This is a genomic window from Faecalicatena contorta (assembly GCF_021531895.1).
GTDB lineage: Bacteria > Bacillota > Clostridia > Lachnospirales > Lachnospiraceae > JAFBIX01.
This window is the reverse complement of sequence record NZ_JAFBIX010000038.1, coordinates 1-15,904: the sequence shown is the minus strand read 5'-3', so window position 1 is coordinate 15,904 and position 15,904 is coordinate 1. Positions and strand designations below refer to the sequence as shown.

The window sequence follows — 15,904 nt, the reverse complement described above, 5'->3', positions numbered from 1 at the left end:
ATAAGAAAAAGCTCTGTATGACAAATTCATACAGAGCTTTTTCTGCCAAACAAACATAAACTTGTTATTTTAAAGGTTCTTTTGAAGGCAAACCAGCTTTTCGGGGATATTTTTTTCCTGTATTCTTTATTTTTTCTATTTTTATAAAAGAACGATTAATATCAGTTCCCGGAAGCTGAAATTTTACCACATTATCAAGTTTTCCGCCAAGTATTGAAATTGCTTTTTTGGATTCTAATACTTCATCATCAACATCACCTGATTTATAAGAAATAAACATACCCCCTACACGTATATATGGCAGACAATATTCTGACAACGTAGATAGATTAGCAACTGCTCTTGATACACACAAATCATATCTTTCTCGATAATCATCTTTTTTTGCAAAGTCTTCTGCTCTACCATGAATTGTATATATACCATCAAGCTTTAATTCATCTATCACAGAATCTAAAAAATTAATACGTTTATTCAGAGAATCCAAAAGTGTAATTTTTAAATGAGAAAATGCAATTTTAAGTGGAATTCCCGGAAATCCGGCACCGGTTCCAACATCAATTACAGTATTTATCTCAGACAAATCAAAAATATTTACAATGGAAAGACTGTCTACAAAATGTTTTTCTATAACCTCTTCATATTCTGTGATTCCTGTAAGATTCATTACTTTATTCCATTCTACCAGCATAGAATAAAATGTATCAAACTGTTTCTTTTGTATTTCATTAATCTGAATATTTAATTCTTTTAATTTAATTTCTAATAATTGATTCATGCCCTGCTCCAATATGTTATCTAATGCCCTCCACTGAGATATACTAATAGTACTGATATATCTGCCGGGGATACTCCTGATATACGAGATGCCTGTCCAATGGAAATTGGACGATACTCTTTTAATTTTTGTACAGCTTCAATTCTAAGACTCTTCACTGCATCGTAATCAATATCTTCTGGGATTTTTTTATTTTCAAGTTTTTTAAATTGCTCTACTTGTTTTTTTTGTCTGCTAATATATCCATCATATTTTAAAGAAATATTTACTTGCTCAATTACTTCTTCTTTAAGATCAACAGGAAGTTCTGGTCTGTTAACATCTATTTCCTTTAAAGCTTCATAAGATAATTCGGGACGACGAATCAATTCAGCAAGTGAAGATCCTGATGTTAATGGTGTACTTCCAAAGGATTCTAACAATTTCTGTACCTTATCTGTATTTCCAATATTAGCATGCTTTAATCTTTCTATTTCTGATTGAATCAGTTCTTCTTTTTTCAAAAGTCTCTGATATCTTTCTTCTGATATCAGACCAATCTCATATCCTTTTTTTGTCAATCTCTGATCAGCATTATCCTGTCTTAACAACAGACGATATTCTGCTCTGGATGTCATCATCCTATATGGTTCATGGCTTTCTTTTGTTACCAGATCATCTATCAACACTCCAATATAGGCTTCTGAACGGTCTAAGATCAAAGGTTCTTTTTCTTGCAATTTTCTTGCAGCATTGATTCCTGCAACAAGTCCCTGAGCTGCTGCTTCTTCATATCCTGAACTTCCATTAAACTGACCACCACTAAATAATCCTTCAATTGTTCGAAATTCTAATGATGGTTTCAATTGTCTTGCATCAATACAATCATATTCTATTGCATAAGCATTTCTGACAATTCGGACATTTTCAAGACCTGGAACTGTACGATACATCGCATACTGAACATCTTCCGGTAAAGAACTGGACATTCCACCGATATACATTTCATTTGTTTCCAGGCCTTCTGGCTCAATAAATACCTGATGTCTCTCTTTATCTGCAAATTTTACAACTTTATCTTCAATCGAAGGACAATATCTGGGACCTGTACCCTCAATCATCCCGGAAAATAACGGAGATCTGTCCAAATTATTACGAATAATTTCGTGCGTCTTTGAATTCGTATAAGTCAACCAACAAGAGACCTGATCTATCTGTACATCATCTGGATTCGTAGTAAAAGAAAATGGTACAACTCTATCATCGCCTACCTGTTCTTCCATTTTGCTAAAATCAACCGTATTTTTATCAATTCTTGCAGGTGTTCCGGTCTTAAAGCGATACATCTTAATTCCTAATTCTTTCAGACAATCTGTCAGATAATTGGCAGCCTGAAGACCATTAGGACCAGTATTATTACTCACATCTCCATATATACATCGGGCTTTCAGATATGTTCCGGTACAAAGTATTATGGCTTTACAATTATATATTGCACCAGAAAATGTCTGAACGCCTGTAACCTTCCCATGTTCCGTTAATATATTGACCACTTCAGCCTGCTTAATTTCAAGATTCTCTTGATTTTCTAATACCTGACGCATCGTTCTGCTATAATGTGCTTTATCAGCCTGCGCACGAAGAGAATGTACGGCGGGTCCTTTAGACTTATTGAGCATCTTTGACTGTATAAAAGTACGGTCAATCACTTTTCCCATTTCTCCTCCCAGAGCATCAAGTTCTCTGACAAGATGTCCTTTAGAACTTCCTCCTATATTAGGATTACATGGCATCAATGCTATACTGTCAACACTAACTGTAAATACTATTGTTCGAAATCCAAGTCTGGCTGTGGCAAGTGCAGCTTCGCACCCTGCATGTCCTGCACCGATTACTGCCACATCATATTCATCATTATTTACCCATGCAGAATTTGCTGAATATCTCATTAACCAAATCCTCTCCTATCGTTTCACCAGTTATACTTCCAAGAGACTCATACGCATCTAACAAATCAATAGAATAAAAATCTTCCGGCATCCCCAAATCAATACTTTCTATCACACGCTGCAAAGATGCATAAGCATCCTGAAGTGCTGTCTTATGCCTGATATTTGTAATATAAATCTCATCGTTAAATGAAAGATTTCCTTCAAAAAACATATTTTTTAAAACTTCTTCAAGTTTTTCAATTCCCAAGTTATTCTTTGCAGATACCTCTATTATAGGAGTTGTAAACTTTTTAATTTCTTTAAAATTATTTTCTTTTGCAAGATTACTTGCAAAATATGCTTTTTTCACGTTTTCTTCCGTTACTATCATATCTAAATCTGACTTATTTAGCAAGATAATTGATGGTTTATCCTGTATTATACCAAAAATTTCTTCATCATTTTTATCTAATGGAGAGGATGCATCAATTACGTATAGAATAAGATCCGCTTTATCTGCATAGCTTTTTGCTTTTTCTACACCAATTTTTTCAACAACATCTTTTGTGCTTCTAATTCCTGCAGTATCCATAATATTTAAAGATATCCCCTGCAGATTTATATGTTCTTCCAGAACATCTCTGGTTGTTCCTGCAATATCAGTAACGATTGCACGGTCTTCTCCAATTAACACATTTAATAAAGAAGACTTTCCTGCATTTGGCTTACCTAATATAACAGTCTGTATGCCTTCTTTTATAATTCTCCCATCGTCACACGTATTTAATAATACTTTGATTTCATTCATTAACTTATCTACAACAATCTTAAGTTTTTTGCCATAACCATCTACACTGATATGTTCAGGATCATCCAATGCCGTCTCTATAAATGCTGTGTGGTAAATTATTTCATTTCTTATATTACTAATTTTCTCTTTTAAATTTCCTTTTAATTGATGTAAAGAACTTTGAAGAGCATATTCATTTTGAGAAACAATCAGATCTCCTACTGCTTCTGCCTGAGAAAGATCGATTCTTCCATTCAAAAATGCTCTTTTTGTAAATTCTCCAGGTTCAGCCGGTCTTGCACCATTTTTAATCAGTATCTCAAGAATTCTTTTTACAATATATACACCGCCATGACAGTTAATTTCTACAGTATCTTCTCCTGTATAACTATGAGGTCCTCTCATTAACATTACGAGAACTTCATCTACAGTATCTTCACAATCCATAATGTATCCATAATGAATTGTATGTGATTTTTGATCTGATAACTTTTTATCTCTCTTTCCTTTATAAATCTTATCAGCAATCTCAAAAGAGTCTGAACCACTCATTCTGACAATTCCAATTCCTGAATTGCTCATAGCAGTAGAAATTGCCGCTATTGTTGTATTATATTGATTTTTCATGGTTTCCTCCATTATCATCTTTATTTGAATAGAATAAGAAAGTAGGGATTTTTCAACCCCTACTTTCTATCATTTATCTACGTACAAGTGTTACTACAACTCTTCTATATGGTTCCTCGCCCTCGCTATGTGTGGATACAGCCGGATCAGACTGTAATGCTGAGTGGATAATTCTTCTTTCATATGGATTCATAGGCTCCAAAGAAACTGTTCTTCTTGTTCTCTTTACTTTACTTGCAATATTCTTTGCAAGATTTTCAAGAGTTTCTTTTCTTCTTCTGCGATAATCTTCTGTATCGAGTTTTACTCTTACATATCCATCCTGCATCTTATTTGCAACTCTATTTGTCAAATATTGAAGGGAATCAAGAGTCTGTCCACGTTTTCCAATCAGAATTCCCATATTGCTTCCTTCCATATCAATAGAAAGTGCTCCCTCTTCATCTACAGTAGATGTAACCTTTACATCTTTCATATCCATTGCATTTAATACATCATAGATAAACTTCTCACATGCTTCTATTGTCTGAGGTTCAATTTTGGCAAGTTCAACTTCTTTTCTCTCAGCTGCAGAAGATTCTTTTACAGGTTCATCATGCTTTTCTTTCTTTTCTTTCTTTTCTTTTCTATCCTTAGAAATGTTCTTCTTCTTAGGTTCTTTCTTTGGATATTCCTTCACAGGTTCTTCCTTTGGAATCTCTACTTCTTCAATTTCTTTCTTTTCTTCAACAACAACTTTTTTGCGTGCCTTAATGACAGCTTGTTTCATTCCAATTCCTAAAAAACCTGCACTACCTTTTTCAATAACTTCATAATCTAACTGATCACTTGTTACACCTAATTGAATTAATGCTTCTGTAATTGCATCATCCAGATTTTTTGCTGATACAGTAATATAATCCATAACAGCCGCCCCCTAATCATTTTCATTAAATTTCTTAACCATATTTGCTTTTGCTGCAAGACTTCCTGCCTTTGCATTATTTGCATTTGCTTTCGCTTTTGCGATCTTTTCTTCTTTTTCTTTCTCACTCATACCAGATACATTGAGTTTTGCAGAATCCTTGATACCTCTGGTATTTGTCTGTGCCATTGCATTAATTCTTTCGGCTTTTTCACTTCTCTGTGCTTTTTTCTTTTCTGCTTTCTCTTTATTTTTTTCAATCAGATCTTCTACAGACATTTTAGAAAGATGCTTATTAATAAATACTTGCTGAACCATACGAACAACCGCACTTACAATCCAGTAAAGACCAATACCTGATGCCAGTGTAAATACCATGAATACAGAGAAAATAGGCATTGTATAATTCATTGTATTCATAGTACCTGCCATCGGATTATCTTTATCCATCTGCTGTCCTGAAATTGCCTGTGATAATTTGATACTTCCGAACTGTGTCAATCCAGACAATACCGGCAATACAACTGCTGTAATAATAATTACAACTGCGGGAAATGCATAAGAACCACTATTCTTGATCATTGTGATCGGAGATATTGTAAGATCAGGAATTGTAAGGAAACTATTTACCGCTGCAGGTGCATTCTTTATTGCAGGTACATAATTCTGAATATCATAGATGACCGGATATAGAGCAAATAGCAATGGCATCTGGATTAACATTGGAAGACATCCACCAGTCATAGAGGTTCCATATTTATCATAAACCTGCTGGATTTCTTCCTGTTGCTTCATCATAGAAGCCTGATCTTTTTTATTTCTATATTTTTTCTGAATTGCCTGAATCTCCGGATTCATTACAGAAGTCATCTTTGACGTTCTCTGTTGCTTAATGGTAAGAGGCATCATACATGTATATACCAAAACAGTATAAATGATAATTGATAAACCAACTAAACCAGTGTCGCTTGGTAAAACATTATCTAATATCGTATAGATAAAGTTCATAACTTTACCTAACAGCCAGCAAATCTGACCTACAATCGGCCAATTCGCTGCAGTCAGTAAACTCACAGTCATAATTTTTTCCTCCCTATTGTTGTAATTCTTTTTTAAGGAACAGGGTCGTATCCACCCTTGGCAAACGGATTACAACGAAGTATTCTCCATGCTGCCATGAGTCCACCTTTTAATGCACCATATTTTTCAATTGCCTCTACTGCATATTGAGAACAAGTTGGATAATAGATACAGGTAGAATACCCTTTCAGCCCGGATAGATACTTCTGATAGAACTTAATACAGCCTAACAGAATCTTTTTCATAATACGTTACCCCTAATCTATAATTTCATGAAGATGACCCAAATGGAGCATTGCGCTGTCAATTTCCTTATAACTTTTACCTTTAGCGCCTATTCTTGCTATCACAACTATATCAAATCCACATTTGAATCTATCTTCTTGTAATCTATAGCTTTCTCTGATTAATCTTGTTAATCTGTGTCGTACTATACTGTTACCTACTTTTTTACTTACCGATATTCCTAATCGATTCTGACTGGTCTTATTATCTAGTACATACATGACCAGATACTTATTTGCATAGGATATCCCATGTTTATAAACATTCTGAAAATCCTTATTTTTTTTCAATGATTCGGAATATTTCATTGACTAATTCTCCCAATTTTTGTAGAAGAAAAGGCCACATATATGCGGCCTACGCTGATAATCTCTTTCTTCCTTTTGCTCTTCTGCTTGCAAGTACTTTTCTTCCACCTGCTGTGCTCATTCTAGATCTAAATCCATGAACTTTAGCTCTTTGTCTCTTTTTTGGCTGGAATGTCATTTTCATAGATATCCACCTCCTTATATTTTATAAGGGAATAATCCCACTTTTTTTCTAAAGACATCATTTTTGATTATATTAAAAAAATGCCTCTACGTCAAGCAAAACCTGGATTTTTCTAAATTAATTTATCCACAAAATGTGGATAACACGTGGATTTTAAGTGGATAACGTGTGGATATCATTTATTTTTTTTATTTTTATCTCGAATATCTGCATTTTAAACTTGTGAATAAAGTTATCCACACTGATTAAAGATTGCTTAAATCTCTATTTTGATGTAGAATAGTAAAGAGTGGGTTATTATTTAAAATACCACGAATTGGATAGAATTAGGAGTTTATTGTAATGAACATTGTGAAGGAAAAGTGGCCTGAAATTATTGAACATCTTAGAGTAGAACATGAACTGTCCAACGTATCATTCTCGACTTGGATACAACCTCTGAAAGTATATGATGTCATCGATAATACTGTATTTATTTTGGTAAATATGAATGCCAGTGTAGAATATATTGAAAAAAAATATCTTCTTCCGTTGAAAGTTTGTATTGCTGAAATTACCGGTATTGAATTTGAAGTTGTGTTCATCTCCGAAGATGATGACAAATTGAATGAAATTCAAAGCATGTCTATTGAAGCAACAAATAAAAAGAAGACAAAGTCCGCTGCTGAAAAGGCAGGACTGAATCCAAAATATACTTTTGATACTTTTGTTGTAGGAGGTAACAATAATTTTGCTCATGCAGCTTCACTTGCAGTAGCAGAATCTCCTGGCGAAGTGTACAACCCATTGTTTTTATATGGAGGAGTTGGACTTGGAAAGACTCATCTTATGCATTCGATTGCACACTTTATTTTAGACAAAAATCCAAAAAAGAAGGTATTATATGTCACTAGCGAGACATTTACAAATGAACTGATCGAAGCATTGAAAAATGGTAAAACAGCAGGCAATGAATCTGCAATGTCTAAATTCCGCGACAAATACCGCAATAACGATGTTTTGTTAATTGATGATATTCAATTCATCATTGGAAAAGAAAGTACACAGGAAGAATTCTTCCACACTTTTAATCATCTTCATACTTCTGGAAAGCAGATCATTATCTCCAGCGATAAGCCTCCAAAAGATATCGAGACCTTGGAGGCACGACTTCGCACACGTTTTGAATGGGGATTGATTGCTGATATATCATCCCCAGATTATGAGACACGTATGGCAATTCTCCAGAAGAAGATCGAACTTGATCATCTGGAAAAATATAATATACCACGTGATGTTCTGGAATACATTGCTACAAATGTAAAAACAAATATCCGTGAACTGGAAGGTTCACTTAATAAACTGATTGCTCTTTTCAAATTAAATAATAACGGGCCAATCGATATTACCCTGGCGGCAGAAGCATTAAAAGACATTGTTTCTTCTAATAATAGAGAAGTAACTCCAGAATTGATTCTGGATATTGTATCTGAACACTTCGGTGTATCCATTGCTGATTTAAAGAGCAATAAACGTAATGCAGATATTGCAAATCCACGGCAGATCACCATGTATCTGATTCGTACCATGACTGAGACACCTTTAAAAGCAATTGGTATCATTCTGGGAGGTAAAGATCATTCTACTGTCAAATATGGAGTTGAAAAAATTACTGCAGAATTAAAAACAGATGAAACTTTATCTAATACAATTAATATAATAAAGAAGAAAATCAATCCTGCATAATGTTTATAACATGTGGACAACCTTCGGATAAGATGTGGATAATCAGGTATAATTCATTTTTTTTAGAAATAAAAAAGTATTTAAAGACAAGTTATCACCAGTACTTCCACATCAGATTCAAAGCTGTTCCACAGACATTTCAAAACCTGAAACACTGATAAATAAAGGGCTGAAAGCAGTTATCCTCTTTTCCACAGCCCCTAATAAGAAGGAGACGTAATTATTTAATATATATATTTATTTATGTCCCCGTGAAAGGAGTTATACACATGAAAATAATTTGTAATAAATCCAATTTGGTAAAAGGAGTTAGCACAGTATCTAAAGCAGTACCATCAAAAACAACGATGCCAATTCTGGAATGTATCTTAATTGATGCTACAAATGATATTATACGATTGACTGCAAACGATATGGAATTAGGAATTCAGACAGATATTGAGGGAGAGATCATTGACCGTGGAATGATAGCCATTGATGCCAAGATATTCTCAGAGATTGTAAGAAAGCTCCCAGACAATGAGATTACCATCGAAACGGATGAGAATCTTCAGACTGTTATTACCTGTGAAAAAGCAAAATTTGATATTGCAGGAAAGCCTGGAGAAGAATTCTCTTATCTTCCAATTATTGAAAAAGAAGAATCCATTGAAATATCTCAATTTACTTTGAAAGAAGTTATCAGACAGACAATCTTTTCTATTGCAGATACAGAAAGCAACAAATTAATGACCGGAGAATTATTTGAGATAAAAAATAATATTCTGAGAGTCATATCTTTGGATGGACATCGTATATCCATTCGTAAAATAGAATTGAAAGATTCAGTAAGTGATAAAAAATTAATTGTTCCAGGAAAGACTTTGATTGAAGTAAGTAAGATTCTGTCTGGAGAAGTAGAAAGCATAGTTTATATTTCTTATACCAACAATCATATTGTATTTGAGTTTGATAATACGGTTGTAGTGTCAAGACTGATCGAAGGTGAGTATTTTAAAATAGATCAGATGCTTTCTAATGATTATGAGACAAAAGTAAGAATTAATAAAAAAGAGTTATTAAACTGTATTGACAGAGCAACATTACTTGTAAAAGAAGGAGATAAAAAGCCAATTATCATCAATATTGGTGATGAAGTCATGGAATTAAAGATAAAATCACAGATTGGATCTATGAATGAAGAAATATTTATTAGCAAAGAAGGAAAAGATCTGTTGATAGGTTTTAATCCCAAATTTTTAATCGATGCACTTCGTGTTATTGATGACGAAGAGGTAACTTTGTATCTGATGAACGCAAAAGCACCATGCTTTATCAAAGATGAAGAAGAGAGCTATATCTATCTCATTCTTCCGGTAAACTTTAATGCAGTAGCGTAGGGGGAAAAATGGAAACTATAAAATTACGTGAAGAATATATTAAACTCGGACAGGCATTAAAAGCGGCAGGTCTGGTAGAGTCTGGGGTAGAAGCAAAAGAAGTTATTGTAGATGGTCTGGTAAAGGTAAATGGTGAAACAGATACCCGAAGAGGACGCAAATTATATGCCGGAGATATTGTTATTTTTGATGGAGAAGAAATAAGAATTGAAGATTAAATCTTTAAAACTCAAAAATTTTAGAAATTATGATCTTTTAAAACTTGATTTTGATGATAATACTAATATATTTTATGGTGACAATGCTCAGGGAAAAACAAATATATTAGAGGCTGTATATCTTTCTGGAACAACAAAATCGCATCGAGGTGCCAAGGACAAAGATATGATTCAATTTGGAAAAGATGAATCACATATTGAGGCAGTTGTCGAAAAAAATGGAATTGAATATCAGTTAGATATGCATTTGAAAAAAAATAATCCAAAGGGAATTGCAATCAATAAAATTCCTATAAGGAAAGCCAGTGAACTATTTGGAATTGTAAATCTTGTATTTTTTTCACCAGAGGATTTGAATATTATCAAAAATGGTCCTTCTGAGAGAAGAAGATTTATTGATCTTGAGCTATCTCAATTGGATAAGGTATACCTGAATAATCTGTCCAATTATAATCGTATTGTGAATCAAAGAAATCATCTATTAAAAGAGATGGGGACATTCAGGCAAGAACAACTGATGGATACTCTTGACATCTGGGAATTGCAATTAATTCAATATGGTACTAAAATAATAGATAGAAGAAAAGAATTCATAAAAGAAATTAATAAAATAATTTCTTCTGTCCATAAAAAATTAACTGGTAAAAGAGAAGAAATACAGATAATCTATGAACCCAGTAATGGAAATCTTACATTAGAACAAGCATTAAGAAAGAACAGAGAGAGAGATCTGAGAATTAAAAGTACATCTGTAGGACCTCACAGAGATGATATATGTTTTATGATCCAAGATCTGGATATCAGACGTTTTGGATCACAAGGACAACAGAGAACTGCTGCATTATCATTAAAACTTTCTGAAATAGAATTAGTAAAACAGGCCATACATGACACGCCTGTTTTATTGCTTGATGATGTATTGTCTGAACTTGACAAACATAGGCAAAACTATTTATTAGATAGTATTCATGATATACAGACACTTATTACCTGTACAGGGGTAGAAGATTTTGTAAATCATTGTTTTTCTATAAATAAGGTGTTTCATGTCCAGAATGGACAAGTGACTAATGAGAACTAGGAGGATAAGAATGAGTACAGAAAAAGTACAGCACGAATATGGTGCGGATGAAATTCAGATTTTGGAAGGCCTTGAAGCTGTTAGAAAACGTCCTGGTATGTATATTGGAAGTACTTCATCCCGTGGACTTCATCATCTTGTATATGAGATTGTTGACAATGCTGTAGATGAAGCATTAGCTGGTTTTTGTGATACGATATTTGTAACAATTAATAAAGATAACTCTGTAACTGTATTGGACAATGGCCGTGGAATCCCTGTTGGAATTAACCACAAATCAGGTCTTCCTGCTGTTGAAGTTGTATTTACTGTTCTACATGCCGGTGGTAAATTCGGAGGTGGAGGATACAAAGTATCTGGAGGACTTCATGGAGTTGGTGCTTCTGTTGTAAATGCATTGTCTAATTGGCTGGAAGTAGAGATTTATCGCGAAGGTAATATCTATAAACAGCGTTATGAACGTGGAAAAGTAGTTCAGAAATTAGAAGTAATTGGGAAATGTGATACTGAAACAACAGGAACAAAAGTAACATTTCTCCCGGATAATACAATTTTTGAAGATACTGTTTTTGAATACAATATTTTAAAGCAGCGATTCCGCGAGATGGCATTTTTGACAAAAGGATTAAAAATTGTACTTCGCGATGAGAGACCAGAAGAAAAACCAATAGAAAAGACATTCCATTATGAGGGTGGAATTAAAGAATTTGTAGAATATTTGAATAGAAGTAATACACCGTTGTATGAAGATATTATTTATTGTGAAGGCATGGTAAATAACGTATCTGTAGAAGTTGCAATGCAGCATAATGATTCATATTCAGACAATACGTATGGATTTGTCAATAATATTACAACCCCGGAAGGCGGAACACATGTTGTGGGATTTCGTAATGCATTGACAAAGACATTTAATGATTATGCAAGAAAAAACAAATTATTAAAAGACAGTGAACCGAATCTGTCAGGTGAAGATATTAGAGAGGGTCTGACTGCAATTATCAGTGTAAAAATTGAAGATCCCCAGTTTGAAGGACAGACAAAACAAAAATTAGGAAATAGTGAAGCAAGAGGTGCAGTGGATAGTGTTGTAAGTAAGCAGCTGGAAGTTTATCTTGAACAGAATCCGGCAGTTGCTAAGATGACTATTGAAAAATCTGTAATGGCTCAGCGTGCAAGAGAGGCTGCAAGAAAAGCAAGAGATCTGACCAGAAGAAAATCCGCGTTGGATGGCATGTCACTTCCTGGTAAGTTAGCGGACTGTTCAGACAAGGATCCTAAGAACTGTGAAATCTATATCGTAGAGGGAGATTCTGCGGGTGGTTCTGCTAAGACGGCAAGAGACCGGGCAACACAGGCAATCCTGCCTCTTCGTGGTAAGATATTGAATGTGGAAAAAGCAAGACTGGATAAGATATATGGAAATGCAGAGATTAAAGCAATGATTACTGCTTTTGGTACAGGAATCCATGATGATTTTGATATTTCCAAATTACGTTATCATAAGATTATTATTATGACGGATGCCGATGTAGATGGTGCTCATATCAGTACCTTATTATTGACATTTTTATATCGGTTTATGCCAGATCTAATTAAAGAAGGGTATGTATATCTGGCTCAGCCTCCATTATATAAACTGGAAAAGAATAAAAAGGTATGGTATGCGTACAGTGATGAAGAGTTAGACCGTATCCTGTCTGAAGTAGGACGTGATACCAATAATAAAATCCAGCGTTATAAAGGTCTTGGAGAGATGGATGCAGAACAGCTCTGGGAAACAACTATGGATCCGGAACACAGAATCTTACTTCGAGTAACGATGGATGAAGAGTCAACTTCAGAATTAGATCTTACATTTACAACTTTGATGGGAGATAAAGTAGAACCGAGAAGAGAGTTCATTGAAGAAAATGCAAAATACGTAAAGAACTTAGACGTATAACACAACACATAGAAAGGGATACAACTAATGGAAGATAATATTTTTGATAAAGTCCACGAAGTGGATCTCAAAAAAACAATGGAGACCTCCTATATTGATTATGCTATGAGTGTTATTGCTTCTCGTGCATTACCAGATGTAAGAGATGGTTTGAAACCAGTTCAACGTAGAATACTTTATTCTATGATAGAATTAAATAATGGTCCTGATAAGCCACATAGAAAATGTGCACGTATTGTCGGTGATACTATGGGTAAATATCATCCACATGGTGACAGTTCTATATATGGTGCTTTGGTTAATATGGCTCAGGAATGGTCTACCAGATATCCATTGGTAGATGGTCATGGAAACTTTGGTTCTGTAGATGGTGATGGTGCGGCTGCTATGCGATATACAGAAGCCAGACTAAGTAAGATATCTATGGAACTGACTGCCGATATCAATAAAGATACCGTAGATTTTGTACCGAACTTTGATGAGACAGAGAAAGAACCGACTGTACTTCCGGCCAGATTTCCAAATCTTCTGGTAAATGGTACTTCCGGAATTGCCGTTGGTATGGCAACCAATATACCTCCACACAATCTGAAAGAGGTTATCAATGCAGTTGTAAAAATTATAGATAATCAGATTGAAGATAAAGAAGAGACTACAATAGAAGAGATCTTAAAGATTATCAAAGGACCGGATTTTCCGACAGGCGGTATGATTCTTGGAACCAGAGGAATTGAAGAAGCATATAGAACCGGACGAGGCAAGATTCGTGTTCGTGCCGTGACAGATATTGAGACTATGCCAAATGGAAAGAGCAGAATTATTGTAACTGAGCTTCCATTTATGGTGAATAAAGCAAGATTGATAGAAAAGATCGCTGAAATGGTCAGAGATAAGAAGATAGAAGGAATTACAGACTTAAGCGATCAGTCAAGCCGTGAGGGTATGCGTGTTGTTATTGAACTTCGAAGGGACGTCAATGCAAACGTTATCTTAAATCAATTATATAAACATACACAACTTCAAGATACTTTTGGAGTTATCATGCTGGCACTGGTCAATAATGAACCAAAAGTTATGAATCTTCTGGAAATGTTGAATTGTTATCTGCAGCATCAGGAAGAGGTTGTAACCAGACGTACCAGATATGAATTAAATAAAGCAGAAGAAAGAGCACATATATTAGAAGGTTTGTTGATTGCTCTTGATAATATTGATGAAGTTATTAAGATTATCAGAGGTTCACAGACAGTTCAGATTGCAAAATCAGAATTAATGGAGAGATTCGGGTTGTCTGATGTTCAGGCTCAGGCAATCGTTGACATGCGTCTTCGTGCTCTGACCGGTCTGGAACGGGAAAAACTGGAAAAAGAATATAACGAATTGATGGAACAGATCAGCAGATTAAAAGCAATCTTAGCTGACAGAAAACTTCTTCTTGGAGTAATCAAAGAGGAAATTCTTGTCATTCGTGATAAATACGGAGATGAAAGAAGAACCTCAATTGGATTCGATGAGTTCGACATCTCTATGGAAGATTTGATTCCGAAAGAAGATGTTGTTATTACAATGACAAAGCTTGGATATATCAAGCGTATGTCAAATGATACTTTCAAATCTCAGAATAGGGGAGGAAAAGGTATCAAAGGAATGCAGACATTGGAAGAAGACTATGTAGAAGAGTTATTTATGACTCATACACATCATTATATTATGTTCTTTACCAATACGGGACGTGTATATCGTCTAAAAGGGTACGAAATTCCGGAAGCAAGTCGTACTTCAAGAGGAACAGCAATTGTGAATCTTCTTCAATTAATGCCTGGAGAAAAAATCAGTGCCGTTATTCCAATTGATGAATACAGAGATGGAGAGTACCTTCTGATGGCTACAAAGAAAGGTCTTGTAAAGAAGACTCCTATCAAAGAATATGCGAACGTCCGTAAGACAGGACTTGCAGCTATTACACTTCGGGAAGAAGATGAATTGATTGAAGTAAAATATACCGATAATGACAGAGATATTTTCATGATAACCAAGTATGGTCAGTGTATTCGTTTTAATGAAAAAGATGTACGCCCAACAGGAAGAACATCTATGGGAGTACGCGGAATGAATCTGTCGGATCGTGATGAAGTCATTGGAATGCAGTTGGATTCCCAGGGCGAAGAACTTTTGATCGTATCAGAAAAAGGTATGGGAAAGAGAACTTCAATGGAAGAATTCACACGCCAGAACCGTGGAGGAAAAGGTGTAAAGTGTTATAAGATTACAGAGAAGACTGGTAATGTAGTCGGAGTAAAAGCTGTAAATAATGATGATGAGATTATGATTATCAATACAGAAGGTATTATCATTCGAATGAAATGTGAAGGAATATCTACACTTGGAAGAGTAACATCTGGAGTAAAACTGATAAACCTTCCAGAAGGAGATATCGTTGCAAGTATAGCAAAAGTGCGAAAAGGTGACGAGGAAGAAAAAGCTTCAGAAGAAATAATGGATCCTATTGAGTAATAATGTAAAAAAATCGGGACAAAAAATCTTTTGTCCCGATTTTTTTATGGACGGTGTGAAATTTTTTCTGTAAATTGAGATCTTCTATGATAATTAAGCGGCTTAATGGCAGTTTTCTGCGGTTAAGCCGTTGTCTATTTAATAGCAAAAATGAACGAACATGTCAAGAGCACCCA

At 34.6% G+C, this 15,904-nt stretch carries 14 protein-coding genes; 6 read left to right on the top strand and 8 right to left on the bottom strand.

Annotation, left to right across the window (positions count from 1 at the left end):
- Nucleotides 1–64: 64 nt before the first annotated feature.
- The 8 genes from rsmG to rpmH form a co-directional block, all read right to left on the bottom strand.
- Nucleotides 65–778 carry a 16S rRNA (guanine(527)-N(7))-methyltransferase RsmG gene (rsmG, locus tag JQM81_RS12470; RefSeq protein ID WP_235234068.1) on the bottom strand — a complete coding sequence of 238 codons (714 nt, stop codon included), beginning with the start codon at nucleotides 776–778 and terminating at the stop codon, nucleotides 65–67.
- Nucleotides 779–798: 20 nt separating this feature from the next.
- Nucleotides 799–2,706: a tRNA uridine-5-carboxymethylaminomethyl(34) synthesis enzyme MnmG gene (gene mnmG, locus JQM81_RS12465; protein ID WP_235234066.1), complete on the bottom strand. Its 1,908-nt coding sequence runs from the start codon at nucleotides 2,704–2,706 to the stop codon at nucleotides 799–801.
- Nucleotides 2,672–4,105, bottom strand: coding sequence for a tRNA uridine-5-carboxymethylaminomethyl(34) synthesis GTPase MnmE (gene mnmE, locus JQM81_RS12460; RefSeq protein WP_235234064.1), 1,434 nt, complete (start codon nucleotides 4,103–4,105; stop codon nucleotides 2,672–2,674). The genes mnmG and mnmE overlap by 35 nt, the downstream gene beginning before the upstream one ends.
- A 73-nt stretch (nucleotides 4,106–4,178) precedes the next feature.
- Nucleotides 4,179–5,009 carry an RNA-binding cell elongation regulator Jag/EloR gene (gene jag / locus JQM81_RS12455; protein ID WP_235234062.1) on the bottom strand — a complete coding sequence of 277 codons (831 nt, stop codon included), beginning with the start codon at nucleotides 5,007–5,009 and terminating at the stop codon, nucleotides 4,179–4,181.
- 12 nt (nucleotides 5,010–5,021) lie between these two features.
- Nucleotides 5,022–6,089 (bottom strand): YidC/Oxa1 family membrane protein insertase, encoded by a 1,068-nt coding sequence (locus JQM81_RS12450; RefSeq protein WP_235234060.1) that lies wholly within the window; start codon nucleotides 6,087–6,089, stop codon nucleotides 5,022–5,024.
- A 32-nt stretch (nucleotides 6,090–6,121) separates the two neighbouring features.
- Entirely contained in the window at nucleotides 6,122–6,334 is a 213-nt protein-coding gene (gene yidD, locus JQM81_RS12445) for a membrane protein insertion efficiency factor YidD (RefSeq protein ID WP_235234058.1), read from the bottom strand.
- Between the two features lie 12 nt (nucleotides 6,335–6,346).
- On the bottom strand, nucleotides 6,347–6,682 hold the full coding sequence (gene rnpA, locus JQM81_RS12440; RefSeq protein ID WP_235234056.1) for a ribonuclease P protein component: 336 nt from the start codon (nucleotides 6,680–6,682) through the stop codon (nucleotides 6,347–6,349).
- 49 nt (nucleotides 6,683–6,731) lie between these two features.
- Nucleotides 6,732–6,866 (bottom strand): 50S ribosomal protein L34, encoded by a 135-nt coding sequence (gene rpmH, locus JQM81_RS12435; protein WP_004607108.1) that lies wholly within the window; start codon nucleotides 6,864–6,866, stop codon nucleotides 6,732–6,734.
- A 342-nt stretch (nucleotides 6,867–7,208) separates the two neighbouring features.
- Here rpmH and dnaA point away from each other — a divergent pair, with 342 nt between their 5' ends.
- The 6 genes from dnaA to gyrA all read left to right on the top strand — a co-directional run bounded on the left by dnaA (nucleotide 7,209) and on the right by gyrA (nucleotide 15,728).
- Entirely contained in the window at nucleotides 7,209–8,591 is a 1,383-nt protein-coding gene (gene dnaA / locus JQM81_RS12430) for a chromosomal replication initiator protein DnaA (protein WP_235234054.1), read from the top strand.
- Nucleotides 8,592–8,860: 269 nt separating this feature from the next.
- A complete protein-coding gene (gene dnaN / locus JQM81_RS12425) occupies nucleotides 8,861–9,970 on the top strand; it encodes a DNA polymerase III subunit beta (RefSeq protein WP_235234053.1) in 1,110 nt (369 codons plus the stop codon).
- A gap of 8 nt (nucleotides 9,971–9,978) precedes the next feature.
- Nucleotides 9,979–10,188 (top strand): RNA-binding S4 domain-containing protein, encoded by a 210-nt coding sequence (locus JQM81_RS12420; protein ID WP_235234052.1) that lies wholly within the window; start codon nucleotides 9,979–9,981, stop codon nucleotides 10,186–10,188.
- The gene (recF, locus tag JQM81_RS12415) at nucleotides 10,178–11,269 is read left to right on the top strand and encodes a DNA replication/repair protein RecF (protein ID WP_235234051.1); all 1,092 of its coding nucleotides are present in this window, start codon (nucleotides 10,178–10,180) and stop codon (nucleotides 11,267–11,269) included. Before JQM81_RS12420 ends, recF begins: the two co-directional genes overlap by 11 nt.
- 10 nt (nucleotides 11,270–11,279) lie before the next feature.
- Complete coding sequence (gene gyrB, locus JQM81_RS12410; protein ID WP_235234050.1) at nucleotides 11,280–13,214, top strand: DNA topoisomerase (ATP-hydrolyzing) subunit B; 1,935 nt, start codon at nucleotides 11,280–11,282, stop codon at nucleotides 13,212–13,214.
- 27 nt (nucleotides 13,215–13,241) lie between these two features.
- Complete coding sequence (gene gyrA / locus JQM81_RS12405; RefSeq protein WP_235234048.1) at nucleotides 13,242–15,728, top strand: DNA gyrase subunit A; 2,487 nt, start codon at nucleotides 13,242–13,244, stop codon at nucleotides 15,726–15,728.
- Nucleotides 15,729–15,904 lie beyond the last annotated feature (176 nt).

Excerpts from the sequence above, each read along its gene's own strand:
- rsmG (WP_235234068.1), bottom strand. The coding sequence starts at position 778 with ATGAATCAATTATTAGAAATTAAATTAAAAGAATTAAATATTCAGATT.
- mnmG (WP_235234066.1), bottom strand. The coding sequence starts at position 2,706 with ATGAGATATTCAGCAAATTCTGCATGGGTAAATAATGATGAATATGAT.
- mnmE (WP_235234064.1), bottom strand. The coding sequence starts at position 4,105 with ATGAAAAATCAATATAATACAACAATAGCGGCAATTTCTACTGCTATG.
- jag (WP_235234062.1), bottom strand. The coding sequence starts at position 5,009 with ATGGATTATATTACTGTATCAGCAAAAAATCTGGATGATGCAATTACA.
- JQM81_RS12450 (WP_235234060.1), bottom strand. The coding sequence starts at position 6,089 with ATGACTGTGAGTTTACTGACTGCAGCGAATTGGCCGATTGTAGGTCAG.
- yidD (WP_235234058.1), bottom strand. The coding sequence starts at position 6,334 with ATGAAAAAGATTCTGTTAGGCTGTATTAAGTTCTATCAGAAGTATCTA.
- rnpA (WP_235234056.1), bottom strand. The coding sequence starts at position 6,682 with ATGAAATATTCCGAATCATTGAAAAAAAATAAGGATTTTCAGAATGTT.
- rpmH (WP_004607108.1), bottom strand. The coding sequence starts at position 6,866 with ATGAAAATGACATTCCAGCCAAAAAAGAGACAAAGAGCTAAAGTTCAT.
- dnaA (WP_235234054.1), top strand. The coding sequence starts at position 7,209 with ATGAACATTGTGAAGGAAAAGTGGCCTGAAATTATTGAACATCTTAGA.
- dnaN (WP_235234053.1), top strand. The coding sequence starts at position 8,861 with ATGAAAATAATTTGTAATAAATCCAATTTGGTAAAAGGAGTTAGCACA.
- JQM81_RS12420 (WP_235234052.1), top strand. The coding sequence starts at position 9,979 with ATGGAAACTATAAAATTACGTGAAGAATATATTAAACTCGGACAGGCA.
- gyrB (WP_235234050.1), top strand. The coding sequence starts at position 11,280 with ATGAGTACAGAAAAAGTACAGCACGAATATGGTGCGGATGAAATTCAG.
- gyrA (WP_235234048.1), top strand. The coding sequence starts at position 13,242 with ATGGAAGATAATATTTTTGATAAAGTCCACGAAGTGGATCTCAAAAAA.